Consider the following 17,552-nt stretch of genomic DNA (forward strand, 5'->3'; position numbering starts at 1 on the left):
GCCGCTGACTTCGGCCTCCTGTTTCGCCTCGCCAGTGATCTGTTCGACGCTGCGAGCACTGTCTGCAGCGGACTTAACGCTCACCGTCATCTCTTCTAGCGCGGCGGCTGTTTCTTCCAGTGTCGCGGCCTGACTTTCAGTCCGGTGGGAGAGGTCATTTGATGATTGGTTGATTTCCGCCGCACCATTGCGGATGCGGTTCACCGCGCTCACCACATGCCCGAGTGTTTCATTGAGCGTGGTCACGGTTTTGTTGAAATCCTCGCGCAGTTTTTCGTGTTCACCCGCGAAAGGCGTCTCAATCTTTGTGGAGAAGTCTCCTTGCGACAGACGCAACAGCCCGGTGCTGAGGTTTTCGACGACAATGGCCTGTTCACGCTGTTGCTCAGCACGTTCTTCGTCTGCGCTGCGGGCGATTTTCAGGTCGTCCTGAAAAGAGAGCAGCGCTTTGCCGATGTCGCCGATTTCATCGCCACGCTCGGCCTCTTCGACGCTGGTGTCCAGATTTCCGGAGGCAACTTGGGCCATACCGTTCGCAATTTTATGCAGCGGACGGGTAATCGACGCAGCAACCCGCCAGCCGAGAAAAGACATCATCGCACAGATCGCAAATCCGATGAGAGCCAGTATCAATGCTTGGCGGCGCAGTGGAGCCATGACGTCTGCGACATCCTGTTCGACAACCAGCGCCCAATTGGCAAGATCAAGTCCGACTGGACGGGATGCCGCCATGACTGGGTGGCCGTCCAACCCCGTTTCACCCTTGGAGAAATGGATCTCTCCCTTCAGGGCCGTTGCAAGATGATCTGCCTCTGGGAGCGTGTCGAGCACGCTGTACCCGTCGTCAAAACGGGAGGTTGTACGTGCTTTATAATCTGCGCCAACGATATAGACCTGTGCGGTCTCACCAAGACCGTCATCATTGTTTGTAATGACACCGAACATATCAACCGGAACCTGTACCGCGACGACCCCCAGCGGGCTGCCATCCGCTGCCATGACAGGGGTTGCGAGGAACGCCGCCGCCGCGCCATAACTTGGGGCGTATGGCTCCATATCTGCAAAAACCACTTCACCCTCAGCAGCAGAGCTTGCAGCGCGATAAGCCTTGCCCAATCCAGAGTCCGCATAGGCGCCATCACTGAGGTTGGTGGCGTAATCCATCTCCTTAAAGACGGAATAGATGATGTTGCCCTCTGGACTGATCAGGAAGGCGTCGTAATAGCCTTTGCTTTCAATCAAGGTGCGCAAACCGTTATGATAGACCGCGTGCGTCTCGTGATAGGCCGCGCCCCCTTCGGCGCGCTGTAGCTTATGCTTCTCACCGGTAGGGAAGCTGTTTTCAGTGATGTAAGCGGTTTGCAAACTGGCTGCCGCCTCAGATCCAAGAGCGTTCCATGTTTCTTCAAAACTGATCAGCGCAGTTGAGGTGGCGGGAGACTGGGCCAGTGAGACCAGATCGTTACGAATATTGAACATGATCTGGCGCACAGAATAGCTCCGGTCCGCCAAAAGCGATGCCATCTGGTCTTTGACGGATCGTTCGGCGAACCGGTTGAAGGCAATCAGCGCCGCAGCGATCAGGAGGAAACTGGTTACCGCGCAAAATCCCGCAAAGAACAAGGGCAGTTTGCGAGAGATTTTTATGGTATTCGTACGAAACATGACGAGATCCTGTGGTGTTGCTTGACCTTCAGAGTATCTGTCGTCGCCGCTGTTTAAGAATTCGCAAATATAGCCATAATCGTATATCTTTCGAGCGAACCTATACTTTCGCGCTGTCGAAGTGTTCGGAATTCCGGTCAGCTATGGCCTCAATGCGAAACGCCTTGATCTCACAGGGAAAGTCCGATTCGAATCGGGGGAATGATGGCGGGGGGTAATTGCCCAATATTTGCGCATAAATTTGGATATGCTAATATTTTGGGCGTATCGATGAGGGCGCTATTGCGTGTTGGGATGCGCGCATCTGCTGGCACCGAGCTCACGTGGCCCGGTGCCATGATCCGTGATGTTAGAGAAGACCCGCTTCTTGCAGCAAGACGCGCATGTCTGCTTTGGGGCGGGGTCCGATGTGGCTGATGACTTCGGCGGCGCAGGTGTTGCCCATGCGTGCGCAGGTCTCCAGATCACGTCCTTGGGCGAGGCCAAACAGGAAGCCTGCCGCAAACTGATCGCCTGCCCCGGTCGCATCCACAGGGACAACCTTTGTTACGGAGATATCGATACGACCGTCCGGGCTGACCACAGTCACGCCATCGCCCGAGCGAGTGCAGATCACCAAAGGACAGATTGCTGCCGTTTTCGCCAAGGCCTCTTCCAGATCATCGGTTTCAAACAGAGAGCGAATTTCGTCCTCATTGCCGATCACAAATTCCAGTTCGGTTTCGATCAGCTTTAGAAAATCGGCACGGTGACGTTCGACGCAAAACGGGTCAGAGATTGCGATGCCGGGTTTGCCGCCGCCTGCGCGGCAGTCACGCGCCGCTTCCATAAAGGCGGTTTTGCCTTTGTCCTTGTCGAAGAGATACCCCTCAAGGAACATGATCTGCGCCTGACCTGCGACCTCGTTTGGTACATCGTCAGAACTGAGTTCAGATGAAATCCCCAGGTAGGTGTTCATCGAGCGCTCGCCATCGGGCGAGACAAAAATCATCGAACGAGAGGTGGGGAGTTCGCCGCCCGCGACGGGCGGGTTCACAAAATCAACGCCATCGTCCTGCATGGCTTGCGCGTAAAACCGCCCCAGAGCGTCGTCATGCACGCGACCGATGAAAGCCGAAGAAAGCCCCAGCGCACCAGCACCCGCAATGGTATTGGCGACAGAGCCACCGGGCGTCTGCACCCGCTCTTTCATCGCGGCGTAGAGCACTTCTCCACGCTCACGCTCGATCAGCTGCATGATGCCCTTCTCGATCCCCATATGGTCGAGAAAACTGTCGTCGCATTGAGAAATCACGTCGACAACGGCATTGCCGATACCGACGAGTTGATAGGTTTTGGTCATAGTGTTTTATCCTCGTAGAGGCAGAGATCTCGGATGATGCAGGTGGAGCACAAGGGTTTGCGCGCCTTGCAGTGATAGCGGCCGTGCAGGATCAGCCAGTGATGCGCGTGCAGTTGGAAATCGACCGGGATATTGTCCTCGATCGCCCGTTCAACAGCGTTCACATCCTTGCCGGGGCAGATGCCAGACCGGTTGCCGACGCGAAAGATATGCGTGTCCACCGCCTGTGCCGGGTAGCGCCACCACATGTTCAAAACCACATTGGCTGTCTTGCGCCCCACACCGGGCAGGCTTTCCAGCGCTGCACGAGAACAGGGAACCTCGCCACCGTATTGATCGACAAGGATGCGGGAGAGCTTGATGACGTTCTTGGCCTTGTTACGATAAAGGCCAATCGTCTTGATGTGTTCGATCACACCCTCTTCGCCAAGGGCGAGCATCTTCTGGGGTGTGTCGGCGATTTTGAACAAATCCTTGGTGGCTTTGTTCACGCCTGCGTCGGTTGCCTGAGCGGACAGGGCGACGGCCACGACCAACGTGTAGACGTTGACATGGTCGAGTTCGCCCTTGGGTTCGGCCTCGGCGTCCTGGAACCGCGTAAAGATCTCGCGGAGCGTATGATAATCGAGTTGCTTGGCCATCGGGCGTTCTTTTGCCCGCTGAGGACACAGGGCGCAAATTAAAAACGCGTGGTATTCGCAAGGGTTCAGGCGTTGCGGTGCAAAAGTCGCGCTTTTGCGTCGCGCAACAAAACAAACCGCAGGTTCCGGGTCGCGCCGCGTGCTTACTGTGGCTAGTCTCAATGCCAAAGTAGAGAGAATACCAATGAGGACGAGTACCATGCCGCGGGACGAACAGGCTTATCACTATGGGGTCATCCGCCGCGCGATCGAGGTCATTGATGCGGATGGGGCGGATCTGTCTCTCGAAGAGTTGGCGGCCCGCATGGATATGAGCTCGGCACATTTTCAGCGTATATTTTCAGCCTGGGTTGGTGTTTCGCCCAAACGCTACCAGCAATACCTGCGTTTGGGGCATGCAAAGTCGCTGTTGCGTGAGGATTTGCCCTTGCTGGAGACCGCCCATGCCGTTGGGCTTTCCGGGTCTGGCCGCTTACATGATTTGTTCGTGCGTTGGGAGGCCATGAGTCCCGGTGAATATGCCCGCCGGGGTGAGGGGTTGACCGTTCGTTGGGGCTGGTTTGACAGCCCCTTCGGGCTGGCGCTCGCCATGGGCACTGAAAAAGGCCTGTGTGGTCTGGCCTTCGCGGCCGAGGTCGGGGCCGAGACGGCCTTGAGCGATATGCGTGCCCGCTGGCCCAAGGCCGCGTTTGTCGAGGATGCAGCTGCGTTGCGCCCACAGGTCGAAGCGGCCTTTGCCCGCAAAGGCGATACTGCGCTGCATCTGATGGGAGCACCTTTGCAGATCAAGGTCTGGGAGGCGCTCCTGCAGATCCCCGAGGGCGAGGCCACCACCTATGGCGAGATTGCCGAAGCTATCGATAACCCCCGTGCTGTGCGCGCCGTGGGAACGGCGGTGGGGAAGAACCCGCTGAGCTGGCTCATCCCCTGTCACCGGGTGTTGCGCAAGGGCGGCGAGATGGGCGGCTACCACTGGGGCGTGCCGGTCAAACGCGCGATGCTGGCTTTTGAGGCCGCCCGCGCGGAGGTCGCGCAGGAGAGCGCCGCGTGAACATGCGCGTGAGCACCCTTTTTATGCTCTGCAAAAGCGCTTTGCGGCGTGCGCGGCGTTTCGCAGTCAGATGTGCTTCGACTTTGTCCCAAGCCTCTTTGCGCTCAATTTCATAAGCGGTGCGCGGTGGGGCAGGCTCGTTCCAGCGATCCAAGCCGAGGGTGACAAGAGCGATCCAATCATAAGACGACATGAGCAGACTCCATTGGGTGTGATGTGACCCTCTGAGAAAAGCAAATCGCTGCTGACACCCTGTTGTCAGTGGGGCATGCTAGGATGGCAGCAGGGTGTCACGGTATGTGCCCGCCCATCTGCATCACCGGAGGTGTCATGACCCGCAGCAATCGGATGTTTGAGTTAATCCAGATCCTGCGCGCGGCCTCTGCGCCGGTTCGGGCCGAGGATCTTGCCGCTCAGCTTGAGGTCTCCAAGCGCACGATCTACCGCGATATTGCCGCGCTTCAGGCGATGCGCACGCCCGTCGAAGGAGAGGCGGGGATCGGCTATATGCTGCGCAAGGGGTATGATCTGCCGCCGCTCAACTTCGATGAAGAAGAAATCGAGGCGCTGCATGTCGGGCTTGCGATGTTGATGCGCACGGGGGATGGCGCGCTACAGCAGGCGGCGGCAAGGGTTGGGCGCAAGATATGCGATGTCCACGCCAGCGCCGAGTGGTTGCAGGTTGCCCCTTATGGTGCGCCACTTGATGACCCCGACAATGGCTGTGTGTCCAAGGCGATCTTACGCCAAGCGGTCCGCAGCGCCCAGAAACTGCAACTGGTCTATGTGAATGAGGCCGGAGAGCAGAGTGAGCGCATCCTGCGCCCCTTGGCGTTGATCTATCACATCGATTGCACGCTGCTTGCGGCGTGGTGCGAGCTGCGCAGCGGCTTTCGGCATTTCCGCACGGACCGGATGATGTCTGCTGACTTGCTGGAGGCCCATTTTACGCGCGAAGCCGCGCTGTTGCGCAAGCTGTGGCGGGAACAAGAACGCGACACGTTTGTTTACAAGGCGTAACCTAGCCCGCCGCTTTGCGAGTTGGGTTGCGCGGCAATCCGCCGAACGCGATGCCTGCACGCTTGCTGCGCGCGGCGATGCGCACAATATCTACACACAACGTCTCCGCCCGCGAACAGAAAACGCGGGCGATAAAAGACAGGTTTGAGGAAGAAAAGGTAAACTACGTATGTCTTTTGCAAAAATCCCCGCCCTTGGCGTGCTGGCCGCTGCCGTGGCGCTGAGCGCTTGTGACGATCCTGCCTCCTATGGTGCGCCCGGCGGTATCAACCGCTCTCAGAACGGGGCCATCATAGGTGGCCTGATTGGCGCAGGCATCGGTGCGGCGACCTCGGATGACGACAAGGCCGAGACCATCATCGGCACCGCTGCTGTCGGCGCACTGGCTGGCGGCCTGATCGGGCGAGAGTTGGACAAGCAAGAGGCTGAGCTGCGTCAAAGCCTCGATAACGACTCGATTTCCATTGTGAACACCGGTGATCGTCTGATTGTCTCGCTGCCCAATGATCTGACCTTTGCCACCGATAGTTCTGCTATTTCCTCGGTGGTGCGGAGCGATCTGCGCAAGGTTGCAGGCAGCTTGCAGCGCTATCCGGGCAGTGTGGTTCAAGTGATCGGTCACACCGACAGCGATGGTGCTGCGTCCTATAACTATTCGCTGTCTGAACGTCGGGCCAATGCGGTCGCCGATGAAATAGCTGCCGGGGGTGTTTCTTACAACCGTATGCGCATCATCGGTCGTGGTGAAGATCAGCCTGTCGCCAGCAACCTGACGGCAGAAGGAAAAGCGCGCAACCGCCGGGTGGAGATCGTCATCATCCCGCAGGCGAGCTAAGCCAGTCTCACGAACAAAACCCCAAGGCCGCGCCCAGAGCGCGGCCTTTTTTCGTTATTTCGCATCGCCTGTGTAAAGGTGCACAGCCCGTCTGCGGTGGTCGGCCTTTGTTCGCGGACAGGCACGCCCTAGCTTTGTGAGCGAGATTGATAATTTGAAAGGACCGAATGATGGCTGATCCTGTGTTGCTTATTATTTCCGGCTCTCTCCGTAAGGAGGCGACGAACCGTAAACTGGCCAGAGAGGCCGCTCGGCTCTTTGGACCCGCAGAGGTCATCGAGGGCGAGCTGAACCTGCCGCTTTATGATGGCGACGCTGAAGAGGCCGATGGTATACCGACCGCTGTTCAAGCGCTGGCAGACCAAATTGCGCGCGCTGATGCGGTGGTCATCTCGACGCCGGAGTATAACAAGGGACCGTCAGGTGTGTTGAAGAACGCGCTGGATTGGGTGAGCCGCACCGAGGGCAACCCCTGGGCCGACAAGCCAGTGGCGGTGATGTCTGCGGCAGCGGGGCGTGCAGGTGGGGAGCGTGCTCAGATGATCCTGCGCGGTTTCATGGTGCCCTTTCGCGCAAATGTTCTGCCGGGGCCGGAGGTGCATCTGGCGGGGTCCAGCAAGGAATTCGATGAGACGGGCACGCTCACCAGCGATCTCTATACCAAAACGCTTGCGGATTTGATGACACAATTGCGCGCATTGGCCACGCGGTCATGACATAGCGAATGTTTGGCGGGGCTGATGGCCCCGCCTTGCGCTTTATTACAAAGCGGTGGGTTCAATCCCATCTTCTTCCAGTTTGTTGTCCGGTTCGACATGTATTGTCACATGAACACCGGGCAGGGCGGCTTCGATCTCTTCTTCCAATCGGTCGCAGATGTCGTGGCTTTCCGCCACAGACATGTCGCCGTCCACAACCATGTGAAACTCCACAAAAATCGCCTTGCCTGCGCGCCGGGTTTTAATGTCGTGGATTTGCAGTGCACCGCCGCCAGAGCCAAGGATGACGGCGGCGATCTTCTCCTGTTCTTCGGGGGAGGCGGCCTTGTCCATCAGCCCATCCACTGAGTCAGAGACCACATGAAGCCCCTCGCGGAGGATGTTTACCGCAACCAGCAAGGCAAGGATTGGATCTAGGATGTGCCAACCGGTTGCCAGCACCAAAACCAGACCGACCATCACACCGGCGGAGGTCCAGACGTCGCTCATCAGGTGTCGGCCACCTGCGATAAACGCCGGAGATTTCAGGCGCCCGCCTGCTCGCAGCAACACCTGAGCCCAGCCGAGGTTTACCATTAGCGCCAATGCGTTCACAGCCAATCCGACAGGTGTGAGGTTCGCAGAGGCCCCTGAGACCAGAGCGACAACCGCCTGATGCAGGATCAAAACGGCGGCGAGGATAATCATGATCCCCTCGATCACTGCAGAGAAATACTCGGCCTTGTGGTGCCCAAACGGGTGCCCATCATCGGCCGGGCGCTCTGCATAGCGGATTGCAAACCATGCCAGCACCGCCGCCGACACGTTCACAAGGCTTTCCATCGCGTCGGAAAAAAGCGCGACCGATCCGGTCAGCGCCCAAGCGCCGAGTTTTAGCGCCAGCACCAAAACAGAGACCGCAATCGTGCCGGTTGCGATCTGACTGGCACTGAGGCGCGAACTGAGACCCAAGGGCATCCGCTCAACCCACCAAGGCGCGGCGTAGCAGATTGAGGCCGGCAATCAGCAGAACGAACAATGTGGCTCGGCGGAAGGTTTTCTGATCAATGCGGTCCTGTAGCCTGCCACCGATCCACATGCCCATCAGCGCAGGCACAATCATCAAAACGGAAAATGGCAGTGTCTCGCTGCGCATCACGCCAGAGCCGATATGGGCAAAAAACAGCACCACTGCGCCAAGGCCGTAGATGACGCCTTGAATACGCATCTGCTCTTTCTTTTCAGTGCCAAGAGCAGTCAGATACGCAACGGTGGGCGGCCCCCAGATGCCAGAAAAGCCACCGATAAACCCTGCAAACGCCCCGATGCCAATCTCCACTCGGCGCGAGGCTTCATGCAAAACCAGATGCTTGCCCAATAGTTGCGTCACCGCAAAGAGCGTGATCGGTGCGCCAATAATCAACAGCATCACCTGCGCAGGCAATACCCGTACCATCTGCGCGCTCATCATGAGGAACAGCCCGCCCACCAGCAAAAAGGCCCGAAATCGCTTGATCGACTCCCAAGCCGCACCCGGTCCTTGTTTGAGCGCCTGAAACCCATTGGTGACCAATGTGGGCAGAATCAGCCCCGCCAATGCCAGGTCCGGCGCCATGATAGAGCTGAGGCCCGAGACCATGATCATCGGCATGGCAAAGCCAACGAGGCCTTTGATCGTGCCAGCAACCAACGCCACGACAAAGGCCAACACGAATCCAGCGGGCGCGAGAAAGGGAATGAGATCAGTCATATCCTTGCGTTTAGCACAACCAACGGGTGCTGCACCGCAAAAACGAAAGGGTAATTATTGAACGATATGAGTGCTATTTGAGATTTAATATTGCGCTGCAGGTGCAAAGTGGCCTATCACAGGGCAAGCTCTGAGGAGGATGGCACTCATGCCCCACGACGGACAATTGGACGGACAGGATATGAAACCTACCACGCCGCTGCTGCCGGATTTGCTGGCTTTGACACAAAGCGCACTCGCGCCTCTGGATCAGCTGCTCGAGATCGCAACCTCGCGGGTTCGCGAAACTGTCAGCGATGGCGGCCGTGTTTCTGGTGCGTTGGTGGAGCAGCACCAATACGCCGCCCACGGCCTCGCGTGGTTGGCGACGTATGTCTATTCTCTGCGTCAGATGCACCGCTGGGCCGAGACGCTCTCAGGAGAGGGTAAGTTTGGTGAGATGGAACAGCTGATCCACCAGATCGCCTTTGGTGAATACCTCTGGCAGATCTACGGTGGCATTCAGATGAACCAGGGCGAAGTTCTGCGCCTGCGGGATCTGGGCCTCAGCCAGGACGACCAGCGCGCGATGATGGCACCTGCGGTGATGACGCTGACGCAGTCCGGCAATACGCAGGCAGCGCGTGTGCGTCTGGTCGAACTGATGGAGCAGCAATCTGGTAGCACCATGTTCGGAGCATCAGGTCTGGACGACGAGCTGGAGATGATCCGAGATCAATTCCGCCGCTATGCTCAGGAAAAGGTCGAACCTTTTGCACATGACTGGCACCTCAAGGACGAGCTGATCCCGATCGAGGTGATCGAAGAACTGGCGGAGATGGGCGTCTTTGGCCTGACTATACCAGAGGAATTCGGCGGTTTTGGTCTATCCAAGGCCTCGATGTGCGTGGTCTCCGAGGAGCTTTCACGCGGCTATATCGGAGTCGGCAGCCTTGGTACCCGTTCTGAGATTGCCGCCGAGTTGATCCTCGCCGGTGGCACCGATGCCCAAAAAGCGAACTGGCTGCCCAAAATTGCCAGCGCGGAGATCCTGCCGACCGCTGTTTTCACCGAGCCAAACACGGGGTCTGACCTCGGCTCTTTGCGCACCCGCGCGGTCAAGGATGACAATGGCGACTATAAAATCACCGGCAATAAAACATGGATCACCCATGCGGCGCGGACCCATGTGATGACACTCTTGGCGCGGACCGATCCGGAGACAGCCGACCATCGCGGTCTTAGCATGTTCCTCGCTGAGAAAACGCCGGGAACAGAGGATAATCCGTTCCCGACCGACGGGATGACGGGTGGAGAGATCAAGGTGCTCGGCTATCGCGGCATGAAAGAATACGAGCTGGGCTTTGACGGATTCCATGTGAAGGGTGAAAACCTGTTGGGGGGCGAGGAAGGCAAGGGCTTCAAACAACTGATGGAGACCTTTGAGAGCGCGCGCATTCAGACTGCGGCGCGGGCCATTGGTGTGGCGCAATCGGCGCTCGATATTGCCATGCAATACGCTCAGGATCGCAAACAATTCGGCAAGGCGCTGATCAACTTCCCTCGGGTGTCGTCGAAGCTGGCGATGATGGCGGTCGAGGTCATGGTGGCGCGGCAGCTCACGTATTTTTCGGCTTGGGAGAAAGACAATGGCCACCGCTGCGACCTTGAGGCCGGTATGGCAAAGCTCCTTGGTGCGCGCGTGGCATGGGCCGCTGCAGACAACGGTTTGCAGATCCACGGCGGCAATGGCTTTGCGCTTGAGTATAAGATCTCGCGGGTGCTGTGTGATGCGCGCATTCTGAATATCTTTGAAGGTGCGGCAGAGATCCAAGCGCAGGTGATCGCGCGACGGCTGTTGGCCTAGGAAACGGCATACAGGACTGCGCCCGACCTCGGGAGGAAGCGCCCTCCCGTGGGGAGGGCGAGAATTTTCGCCAAATTGCCCGGCGCATCTGGCGAGATCTGTGATATCGCTCCGGTATGATGCGCTTCCTTCTCCTCAGCCTGTTTTTTCTAACCGCCTGCGGCGACAGCCCCGTTGGGCGCGAGGCTCGCATTCTTGCCATGGGCGATTCCATGATGGCGTGGAACAGCCTTGGCGGGCAGTCGATCCCGGATGTTGTCTCTGATGTGCTCGGGGAGCCGGTTGTAGATCGCTCTGTATCGGGCGCGCGCATGATATATCGCCTGCCGGTCAGCGGGGCAGCGGGTCTGTCGATCCCGAAACAATATCGCGCTGGCAATTGGGACTGGGTGATCCTGAATGGCGGCGGCAACGATTTGTGGTTGGGGTGCGGCTGCGGGCAGTGCGACCGAAAGATGGATAAGCTGATTTCCGAAGATACTCAGACAGGGGTTTTCCCCGAACTTGTCACACGCATCCGGCAGGACGGCGCGCGTGTGATCCTGCTGGGGTATTTGCGCACGCCGGGCCGGTCCTCCCCGATCGAGAACTGCCGTGACGAAGGCGATGAGCTGGATGCACGCCTTATGAGGCTGGCAGAGGGCGATCTTGGCGTGACCTTCCTGCCCGCTGCTGACCTGGTACCCTATGGCGATCTGAGCTTTCACGCCGTGGATCGTATCCATCCCTCGCCAAAAGCCAGCCGGATCATCGGGGGCAGGGTGGCGGAGGTCATTCAATCGGTACCTGCCAGCCGCTAAGAGACAGAAATCGCCGCCTGACCTTTTTATGCGCGGGAACGAAAAAGCCCTCGCAGAGGCGAGGGCTTTTTAATCTCAAGGTCGAAGTTGGATTAGGAGATCGCAGCCGCTTTTACATCTTCGTCGATGTAGGGCAGGTACTGTTCAAAATTGTCAGAGAACATCTGAACCAGTTTTTCAGCCTGGGTGTCATAGGCGGCCTTGTCATCCCAAGTGCGGCGCGGATCGAGAAGCACTTCGGCCACGCCCGGCGCAGCCACCGGCACATCAAAGCCGAAATTCGGATCCTTGCGGAACTCCGCATTGGCGAGCGAGCCGTCCAGCGCTGCGGTCAGCAGGGCACGGGTGGCTTTGATCGGCATCCGCGAGCCGGTGCCATAGGCGCCGCCGGTCCAACCAGTATTCACCAGCCAGCAGGTCGCGCCGTGGGCAGCGATCTTCTCGCGTAGCAGGTTGCCATAAACCTCTGGGCGGCGCGGCATGAAGGGCGCACCAAAGCAGGTGGAGAAGGTCGGCTCCGGTTCGGTCACACCACGCTCGGTCCCGGCCACCTTGGAAGTGAAGCCGGACAGGAAGTGATACATCGCCTGCGCAGGAGTCAGCCGCGCAATCGGAGGCAGCACGCTAAAGGCATCACAGGTCAGCATGATGATATTCTTCGGATGGCCGCCACGCGCCGACTCGGAGGCATTGGAGATGTAATGCAGCGGGTAGGCACAGCGCATGTTGGCGGTCAGGCTGTCATCATCAAAGTTGAGATCGAAGCTTTCCGGATCGAAAGTCATATTCTCGATCACGGTGCCGAATTTCTCGGTGGTGGCGTAGATCTCGGGCTCCGCCTCGGGGTTGAGGTTGATGGTCTTGGCGTAGCAACCGCCCTCGAAGTTGAAGGTGCCGTTAGAGGCCCAGCCGTGCTCGTCATCGCCGATCAGCACGCGGTCGGGGTCTGCTGACAGGGTGGTCTTGCCGGTGCCGGAGAGGCCGAAGAACACAGCGGTGTCGACCGGGTTGCCCTTGGCGTGGTTGGCAGAACAGTGCATCGGCATGATGCCTTTTTCCGGCAGCAGGTAATTCAGCAGGGTGAAGACGGATTTCTTGTTCTCGCCCGCATATTCTGTGCCACCGATCAGGATCAGCTTACGGTCGAAGTTCAGTGCGATTACGGTTTCGGACCGGCAATTATGCTTTTTGGGGTCTGCCTGAAAGGACGGGCAGTTGATGATGGTGAAATCAGAAGTGAAATCATCCAGATCTTCGCGGTCGGGGCGACGCAGCAGATGGCGGATGAACAGGCTGTGCCATGCCAGCTCGGTTACCATGCGCACGTTGATCGCGTGGACCGGGTCCGCACCACCGACGAGATCCTGAACGAAGTAGTCGCGACCCTTCATATGCTCGACCATATCGGCATAGAGCGCATCAAAGCCCTCTGCGCTCATCTCGGCGTTGTTTTCCCACCAGATGGTGTCGGCAACAGAGGCGGTCTTTACAACATGTTTGTCCTTCGGGGAGCGACCGGTACATTTCCCGGTGGTCACGAGGAAGGCGCCGCCCTTGCCGAGGCTGCCTTCGCCGCGGCTCAGTGCTTCCTGCACAAGGGCCGGTTCCATGAGGTTGTAATAGACATTGCCCAGACCCTCTATTCCCTGATCCTCGAGGCGGAAGTTCGGGTTTACCCGTCCAGATGTCATCTTGTGTCTCTCCTGGTGTCGGCCCTGCTGATTGCGCTGTAGCTGTGACAGGGACCGCATAGATCAAAGGCTGCGCCATAGGGCACCGGAGCGCAACATTAGCACTCATGCAGGCGGTCTTAACATGAGGCTTTGCAGAATGAACAGGATGGTTTCAGGTAGTTAGCGCAACCATGCAAACCTTTAGCGCCACCAAAAGTTTCCCATAGTGAACAGAGGTGTTTCACAGCGCCGCCATCGGTGTTTCACATGGCTGTCTTTAACAGTTGATAAGGTATTTTTGCGTCAATGAACGCCAAAGTTTCGCCTGATTCGTTAATCAGGGATTGATTCGTGCCGTCTTCCAAGCGACAAAGGGCATAAAACAAACGAATAATGAGCAGATAAGGGCAAGTTCGATGTCAAAGATTGCTTTGGTCGATGACGACAGGAACATCCTGACCTCGGTGTCTATGACACTGGAGGCCGAAGGGTTCGAAGTCGAAACTTATAATGACGGACAGGCGGCGCTAGACGCCTTTAATAAACGACTGCCGGATATGGCGGTGCTGGATATTAAGATGCCGCGTATGGATGGCATGGATCTGTTGCAGCGCCTGCGCCAGAAAACCCAGATGCCGGTGATCTTCCTCACCTCAAAAGATGATGAGATCGACGAGGTTCTGGGCCTGCGCATGGGGGCGGACGACTACGTCAAGAAACCGTTTTCCCAACGTCTTCTGGTGGAACGCATCCGCGCGCTCTTGCGTCGGCAGGAGGCGGTCGCCACGGATGAGGTCGGCACTGCGCCAGAAACTAAGGTGATGGAGCGCGGGCACCTGCGAATGGATCCGTTGCGCCATGCGGTCAGCTGGAAAGGGCAGGATGTATCCCTGACCGTGACCGAATTCTTGCTGCTGCAGGCGCTGGCCCAACGCCCCGGATTTGTCAAAAGCCGTGACCAGCTGATGGATGTGGCCTACGATGATCAGGTCTATGTGGATGACCGGACCATCGACAGTCATATCAAGCGTCTGCGCAAGAAAATGCGCAGTGCTGATGCAGATTTCGCGGCGATCGAGACCCTTTATGGGATCGGCTACCGCTATAATGAAGAATAAGTTCCCGATTTTCGGGGACTTTGGCGGAGGCATGCGCGCATGCGCGACAATAGCATGACCGACACTCACCGGCAGACGGGCCGGAATGCAGGCCGGGACGGAGAGCTGGTTCTGGGCGACGACTGGGTTGCGCCAGAACAAACCGTTGGGCGTGAAATGCGGGCCAAACGGGCGCGGCGTGGCTGGTTTTCGCTACGCGGCTCCCCGTTGACCCGTAAGATCATTACGTTCAATTTGATCGCTCTGATCATTCTGGTTTCCGGAATTCTCTATCTGAACTCCGCGCGACAGAGTCTTGTGTATCAGCGATTGGGTACACTCGTGTCTGAGGCGATGCTGGCGACTGATGTGCTGGAGGCCCAACTGCCTGAGGGCGGTTCAGTTGGCGTCACCGTAAGCCAAGACGGCATCTCGCGCATGCTCGACAACATCTCGTTGCGCGGTGGCGTGGAGATTTTTGTTTTTGATACCTCTCTCACCTTGCTTGATCAGCAAAAAGGTATCATGCGGGCAGATGCGCTGAACCGCCTGAACGACAATGAAGGTGGGCGCACTCTCATTACCGATACGCTCAAGGCCATTTGGTCAGCAGTTGGTGGCCAGAGTGCGCCGGAGCACACCGCGGCCGAGATCGAACTGTCGGAACCTCAGCTAAAGGATCTCATCCAGCGTTCGCTAACAGATGGCACGCAAGTGGGGGCCGTACCGGATAGCGCAGGCGGTACAGTTTATGCAGCAGCCACGCCGATCCTGCAGCAAGGTCAGGCGGCTGGCGTGTTATTGATGACCTCCGCCACCGGCGAGATCGACCGTTTGGTGCGTATCGAGCGCGAGCGCGTGTTGCAGATGTTTATTGTGGCTTTGATGGTGTCTATCGGCCTCAGCCTCGTTTTGGCATCGACAATCGCTAATCCTCTTGCCGATTTGGCTGAGGCGGCAGAGCTCGGTAAGGACCGCGACGATGACAAGGTAAAACCCGGTCGCATTCGCATCCCGGACCTTTCGGCGCGCCCTGATGAAATCGGACGATTGAGCCGCGCGCTGCGTGGTATGGTAAAAGCGCTATATAATCGTATCGATAGTAACGAACAATTTGCAGCTGATGTGGCACATGAGATCAAGAATCCTCTGGCCAGTTTGCAGTCTGCGGTCGGCACGCTGCGCATGGTTCATCGAGAGGACCAGCGGGAGAAGCTGATGGAAGTGATTGAACATGATGTGCGTCGTCTTGACCGGTTGGTGAGTGATATCTCCAACGCGTCGCGACTGGATGCGGAACTGGTGAAGGAAGACGAAGAGGACTTTGACCTCCTCAACATGCTCGGCAACTTGAACCAGTATCTGGGCGAAGATGCGCGTAGCAAGGGCATCGACTATATTGCCGAACTGCCCAATGAGCCAATCCTGATCCGCGGTCTCGAGGCGCGGTTGGCGCAGGTCTTTGTCAACCTGATCACCAATGCGATTTCCTTCTGCGAAGAGGGTGACGCCATTCGCGTCTGGGCGCGGCGTCGCGACAATCGCGTTTTGGTGGTGGTCGAAGACACGGGACCCGGTATTCCAGAACAGGCGCTGTCCAAAGTGTTCAAGCGATTCTATTCCCAGCGCCCGGATGAGCATTTCGGCAACAACTCGGGTCTCGGTCTGGCGATTTCCAAGCAAATCGTAGAAGCGCACGGTGGCGTGATTTGGGCCGAAAACATTCGCCCCACAGAGGCCGATCTGACGTCAGAACCTCTTGGTGCGCGTTTCGTAGTCGGGCTGCCGGTCTGATCCGGTGGTTCCTTCCACTCTTGAGAATACAACCCTACATGCCAGTTGCGTCGCGCTCGATGGGCGCGGCGTTCTCATTTGCGGCCCCGCAGGCAGTGGGAAATCGGCATTGGCACTGGAGTTGATGGCGCGCGGGGCGAGCTTGGTCGCAGACGACCGAACAGAGGTACGCCGCGTGGGAAAACGCCTGCTGGCAGGTGCACCTGCCGCGATCTGCGGCCTTATTGAGGCGCGCGGTGTTGGTATTCTGCGCGCGGATGTTGTGACGGAGGTACAACTCCACGTCATCGTCGATATGGGGCAGCTTGAAACCGTGCGGCTTCCACGCCACCTAGAGGGGCAGATACTCGACATTGCGCTGCCAAGATTGAACCGCGTGGATGGCGATTACTTTCCGGCAGCCCTGATTCAATACCTGAAAGGTGGAGCAATTGACCCCGAAGGAGAGCCAAAACTCCGTTAGCGCCATTGCGCTCCAGCCGCCACTGGTGCTGGTGACCGGCCCATCGGGTGCCGGGCGCACCACGGCTATTAACGTGCTGGAGGATCTCGATTTCGAGGCGATCGACAATTTGCCCCTGCGCCTTGTGCCTGCCTTGGTGAATGCCGGTGGCGCCGACCGACCGCTTGTTCTGGGGCTTGATCCACGCAATCGGGATTTTTCTACCGAGGCGATGGTCGATATGATCGACATGCTCAAGGCGCGGCAGGGGATTAAAACCACGGTTCTCTATCTCGATGCACAGGCAGATGTTCTGTTGCGTCGCTTCTCAGAGACACGCCGCCGTCACCCGTTGTCCCCCGCAGAAAGCCCAGAGCTGGGCGTAACCCGTGAACTGGATTTGATGCGAATGATCCGGGAGCGTTCTGATGTTGTGATCGATACTTCCGACCTGAATGTGCACCAGCTGCGTGCAGAGGTAGAGCGCCTCTTTGCGCCCAAAGGGCGCACTCTTGCTGTAGCCCTGCACAGTTTTTCCTACAAACGCGGCATTCCGCGCAGTGTCGATATGGTGTTTGATTGCCGCTTTCTCGCAAACCCTTACTGGGAGCCGGAACTGCGTGCGCATAACGGGCAAGATAAGGAAGTGCAGGATTACGTCATGAAGGATGCGCGATATCAGGGCTTTTTCGACCGCGTGCTCGATTTGACCCTGATGTTGCTGCCAGCCTATCGTGAAGAAGGTAAATCGCATTTTTCGATTGCCTTTGGCTGCACAGGCGGGCAACACCGTTCCGTCACTTTGGCGGAAACCTTGGCAAAGGCCCTTGCACGCGAGGGGCAGCAGGTGTCAATTAGGCACCGCGAGCTGCTTGGCCAGCAATTGAAGTGAGAGAAT

Annotated in this window: 16 protein-coding genes; 10 read left to right on the forward strand and 6 right to left on the reverse strand. The window is 57.8% G+C overall.

What is annotated here, in order from left to right:
• The 3 genes from UB90_RS06975 to nth form a co-directional block, all read right to left on the reverse strand.
• On the reverse strand, positions 1-1,665 hold a 1,665-nt coding region (locus UB90_RS06975; protein WP_065331919.1), incomplete at its 3' end, for a PDC sensor domain-containing protein.
• A 349-nt stretch (positions 1,666-2,014) separates the two neighbouring features.
• The gene (locus tag UB90_RS06980) at positions 2,015-3,007 is read right to left on the reverse strand and encodes an adenosine kinase (RefSeq protein WP_065324243.1); all 993 of its coding nucleotides are present in this window, start codon (positions 3,005-3,007) and stop codon (positions 2,015-2,017) included.
• On the reverse strand, positions 3,004-3,648 hold the full coding sequence (nth, locus tag UB90_RS06985) for an endonuclease III (RefSeq protein ID WP_005622967.1): 645 nt from the start codon (positions 3,646-3,648) through the stop codon (positions 3,004-3,006). Before nth ends, UB90_RS06980 begins: the two co-directional genes overlap by 4 nt.
• 199 nt (positions 3,649-3,847) lie before the next feature.
• On the opposite strand from nth, the gene UB90_RS06990 reads away from it, so the two are divergent.
• The 4 genes from UB90_RS06990 (at position 3,848) to UB90_RS07005 (ending at position 7,270) form a co-directional block, all read left to right on the forward strand.
• On the forward strand, positions 3,848-4,699 hold the full coding sequence (locus tag UB90_RS06990) for a methylated-DNA--[protein]-cysteine S-methyltransferase (protein WP_065324244.1): 852 nt from the start codon (positions 3,848-3,850) through the stop codon (positions 4,697-4,699).
• Positions 4,700-5,029: 330 nt separating this feature from the next.
• Positions 5,030-5,719: a helix-turn-helix transcriptional regulator gene (locus UB90_RS06995; protein ID WP_065324491.1), complete on the forward strand. Its 690-nt coding sequence runs from the start codon at positions 5,030-5,032 to the stop codon at positions 5,717-5,719.
• A gap of 169 nt (positions 5,720-5,888) precedes the next feature.
• Entirely contained in the window at positions 5,889-6,554 is a 666-nt protein-coding gene (locus tag UB90_RS07000) for an OmpA family protein (protein WP_005619881.1), read from the forward strand.
• Between the two features lie 170 nt (positions 6,555-6,724).
• Positions 6,725-7,270, forward strand: coding sequence for an NADPH-dependent FMN reductase (locus tag UB90_RS07005; protein WP_065324492.1), 546 nt, complete (start codon positions 6,725-6,727; stop codon positions 7,268-7,270).
• 45 nt (positions 7,271-7,315) lie between these two features.
• Here UB90_RS07005 and UB90_RS07010 read toward each other — a convergent pair whose 3' ends face one another.
• Together UB90_RS07010 and UB90_RS07015 are read right to left on the reverse strand one after the other, a co-directional pair.
• Positions 7,316-8,230: a cation diffusion facilitator family transporter gene (locus UB90_RS07010; protein ID WP_065324245.1), complete on the reverse strand. Its 915-nt coding sequence runs from the start codon at positions 8,228-8,230 to the stop codon at positions 7,316-7,318.
• A 4-nt stretch (positions 8,231-8,234) separates the two neighbouring features.
• Complete coding sequence (locus UB90_RS07015; protein ID WP_009178247.1) at positions 8,235-9,002, reverse strand: sulfite exporter TauE/SafE family protein; 768 nt, start codon at positions 9,000-9,002, stop codon at positions 8,235-8,237.
• A 148-nt stretch (positions 9,003-9,150) separates the two neighbouring features.
• Here UB90_RS07015 and UB90_RS07020 point away from each other — a divergent pair, with 148 nt between their 5' ends.
• Positions 9,151-10,848, forward strand: coding sequence for an acyl-CoA dehydrogenase family protein (locus UB90_RS07020; RefSeq protein ID WP_065331920.1), 1,698 nt, complete (start codon positions 9,151-9,153; stop codon positions 10,846-10,848).
• A gap of 116 nt (positions 10,849-10,964) precedes the next feature.
• On the forward strand, positions 10,965-11,648 hold the full coding sequence (locus UB90_RS07025) for an SGNH/GDSL hydrolase family protein (protein WP_065324247.1): 684 nt from the start codon (positions 10,965-10,967) through the stop codon (positions 11,646-11,648).
• 92 nt (positions 11,649-11,740) lie between these two features.
• Here the strand turns inward: UB90_RS07025 and UB90_RS07030 are convergent, their stop codons facing one another.
• Positions 11,741-13,339, reverse strand: a complete 1,599-nt coding sequence (locus tag UB90_RS07030; protein WP_065331921.1) for a phosphoenolpyruvate carboxykinase — start codon at positions 13,337-13,339, stop codon at positions 11,741-11,743.
• Positions 13,340-13,737: 398 nt separating this feature from the next.
• Between UB90_RS07030 and UB90_RS07035 the strand changes: the two genes are divergently transcribed.
• The 4 genes from UB90_RS07035 to rapZ are packed head-to-tail and all read left to right on the forward strand — an operon-like array spanning position 13,738 to position 17,546.
• Entirely contained in the window at positions 13,738-14,439 is a 702-nt protein-coding gene (locus UB90_RS07035) for a response regulator transcription factor (RefSeq protein ID WP_009177577.1), read from the forward strand.
• 39 nt (positions 14,440-14,478) lie between these two features.
• Complete coding sequence (locus tag UB90_RS07040) at positions 14,479-16,212, forward strand: sensor histidine kinase (RefSeq protein WP_065324249.1); 1,734 nt, start codon at positions 14,479-14,481, stop codon at positions 16,210-16,212.
• A gap of 4 nt (positions 16,213-16,216) precedes the next feature.
• Positions 16,217-16,675 carry an HPr kinase/phosphorylase gene (locus UB90_RS07045; RefSeq protein WP_065324250.1) on the forward strand — a complete coding sequence of 153 codons (459 nt, stop codon included), beginning with the start codon at positions 16,217-16,219 and terminating at the stop codon, positions 16,673-16,675.
• On the forward strand, positions 16,644-17,546 hold the full coding sequence (gene rapZ / locus UB90_RS07050) for an RNase adapter RapZ (protein WP_065324251.1): 903 nt from the start codon (positions 16,644-16,646) through the stop codon (positions 17,544-17,546). The genes UB90_RS07045 and rapZ overlap by 32 nt, the downstream gene beginning before the upstream one ends.
• Positions 17,547-17,552: the final 6 nt, after the last annotated feature.

Origin of the sequence: Tritonibacter mobilis, from assembly GCF_001681715.1 — a bacterium.
Taxonomy (GTDB): domain Bacteria; phylum Pseudomonadota; class Alphaproteobacteria; order Rhodobacterales; family Rhodobacteraceae; genus Epibacterium; species Epibacterium mobile.

Bases quoted from the DNA above. Each gene is read 5' to 3' on its own strand.
- UB90_RS06980 (WP_065324243.1), bottom strand. From the start codon at position 3,007: ATGACCAAAACCTATCAACTCGTCGGTATCGGCAATGCCGTTGTCGAC.
- nth (WP_005622967.1), bottom strand. From the start codon at position 3,648: ATGGCCAAGCAACTCGATTATCATACGCTCCGCGAGATCTTTACGCGG.
- UB90_RS06990 (WP_065324244.1), top strand. From the start codon at position 3,848: ATGCCGCGGGACGAACAGGCTTATCACTATGGGGTCATCCGCCGCGCG.
- UB90_RS06995 (WP_065324491.1), top strand. From the start codon at position 5,030: ATGACCCGCAGCAATCGGATGTTTGAGTTAATCCAGATCCTGCGCGCG.
- UB90_RS07000 (WP_005619881.1), top strand. From the start codon at position 5,889: ATGTCTTTTGCAAAAATCCCCGCCCTTGGCGTGCTGGCCGCTGCCGTG.
- UB90_RS07005 (WP_065324492.1), top strand. From the start codon at position 6,725: ATGGCTGATCCTGTGTTGCTTATTATTTCCGGCTCTCTCCGTAAGGAG.
- UB90_RS07010 (WP_065324245.1), bottom strand. From the start codon at position 8,230: ATGCCCTTGGGTCTCAGTTCGCGCCTCAGTGCCAGTCAGATCGCAACC.
- UB90_RS07015 (WP_009178247.1), bottom strand. From the start codon at position 9,002: ATGACTGATCTCATTCCCTTTCTCGCGCCCGCTGGATTCGTGTTGGCC.
- UB90_RS07020 (WP_065331920.1), top strand. From the start codon at position 9,151: ATGCCCCACGACGGACAATTGGACGGACAGGATATGAAACCTACCACG.
- UB90_RS07025 (WP_065324247.1), top strand. From the start codon at position 10,965: ATGATGCGCTTCCTTCTCCTCAGCCTGTTTTTTCTAACCGCCTGCGGC.
- UB90_RS07030 (WP_065331921.1), bottom strand. From the start codon at position 13,339: ATGACATCTGGACGGGTAAACCCGAACTTCCGCCTCGAGGATCAGGGA.
- UB90_RS07035 (WP_009177577.1), top strand. From the start codon at position 13,738: ATGTCAAAGATTGCTTTGGTCGATGACGACAGGAACATCCTGACCTCG.
- UB90_RS07040 (WP_065324249.1), top strand. From the start codon at position 14,479: ATGCGCGACAATAGCATGACCGACACTCACCGGCAGACGGGCCGGAAT.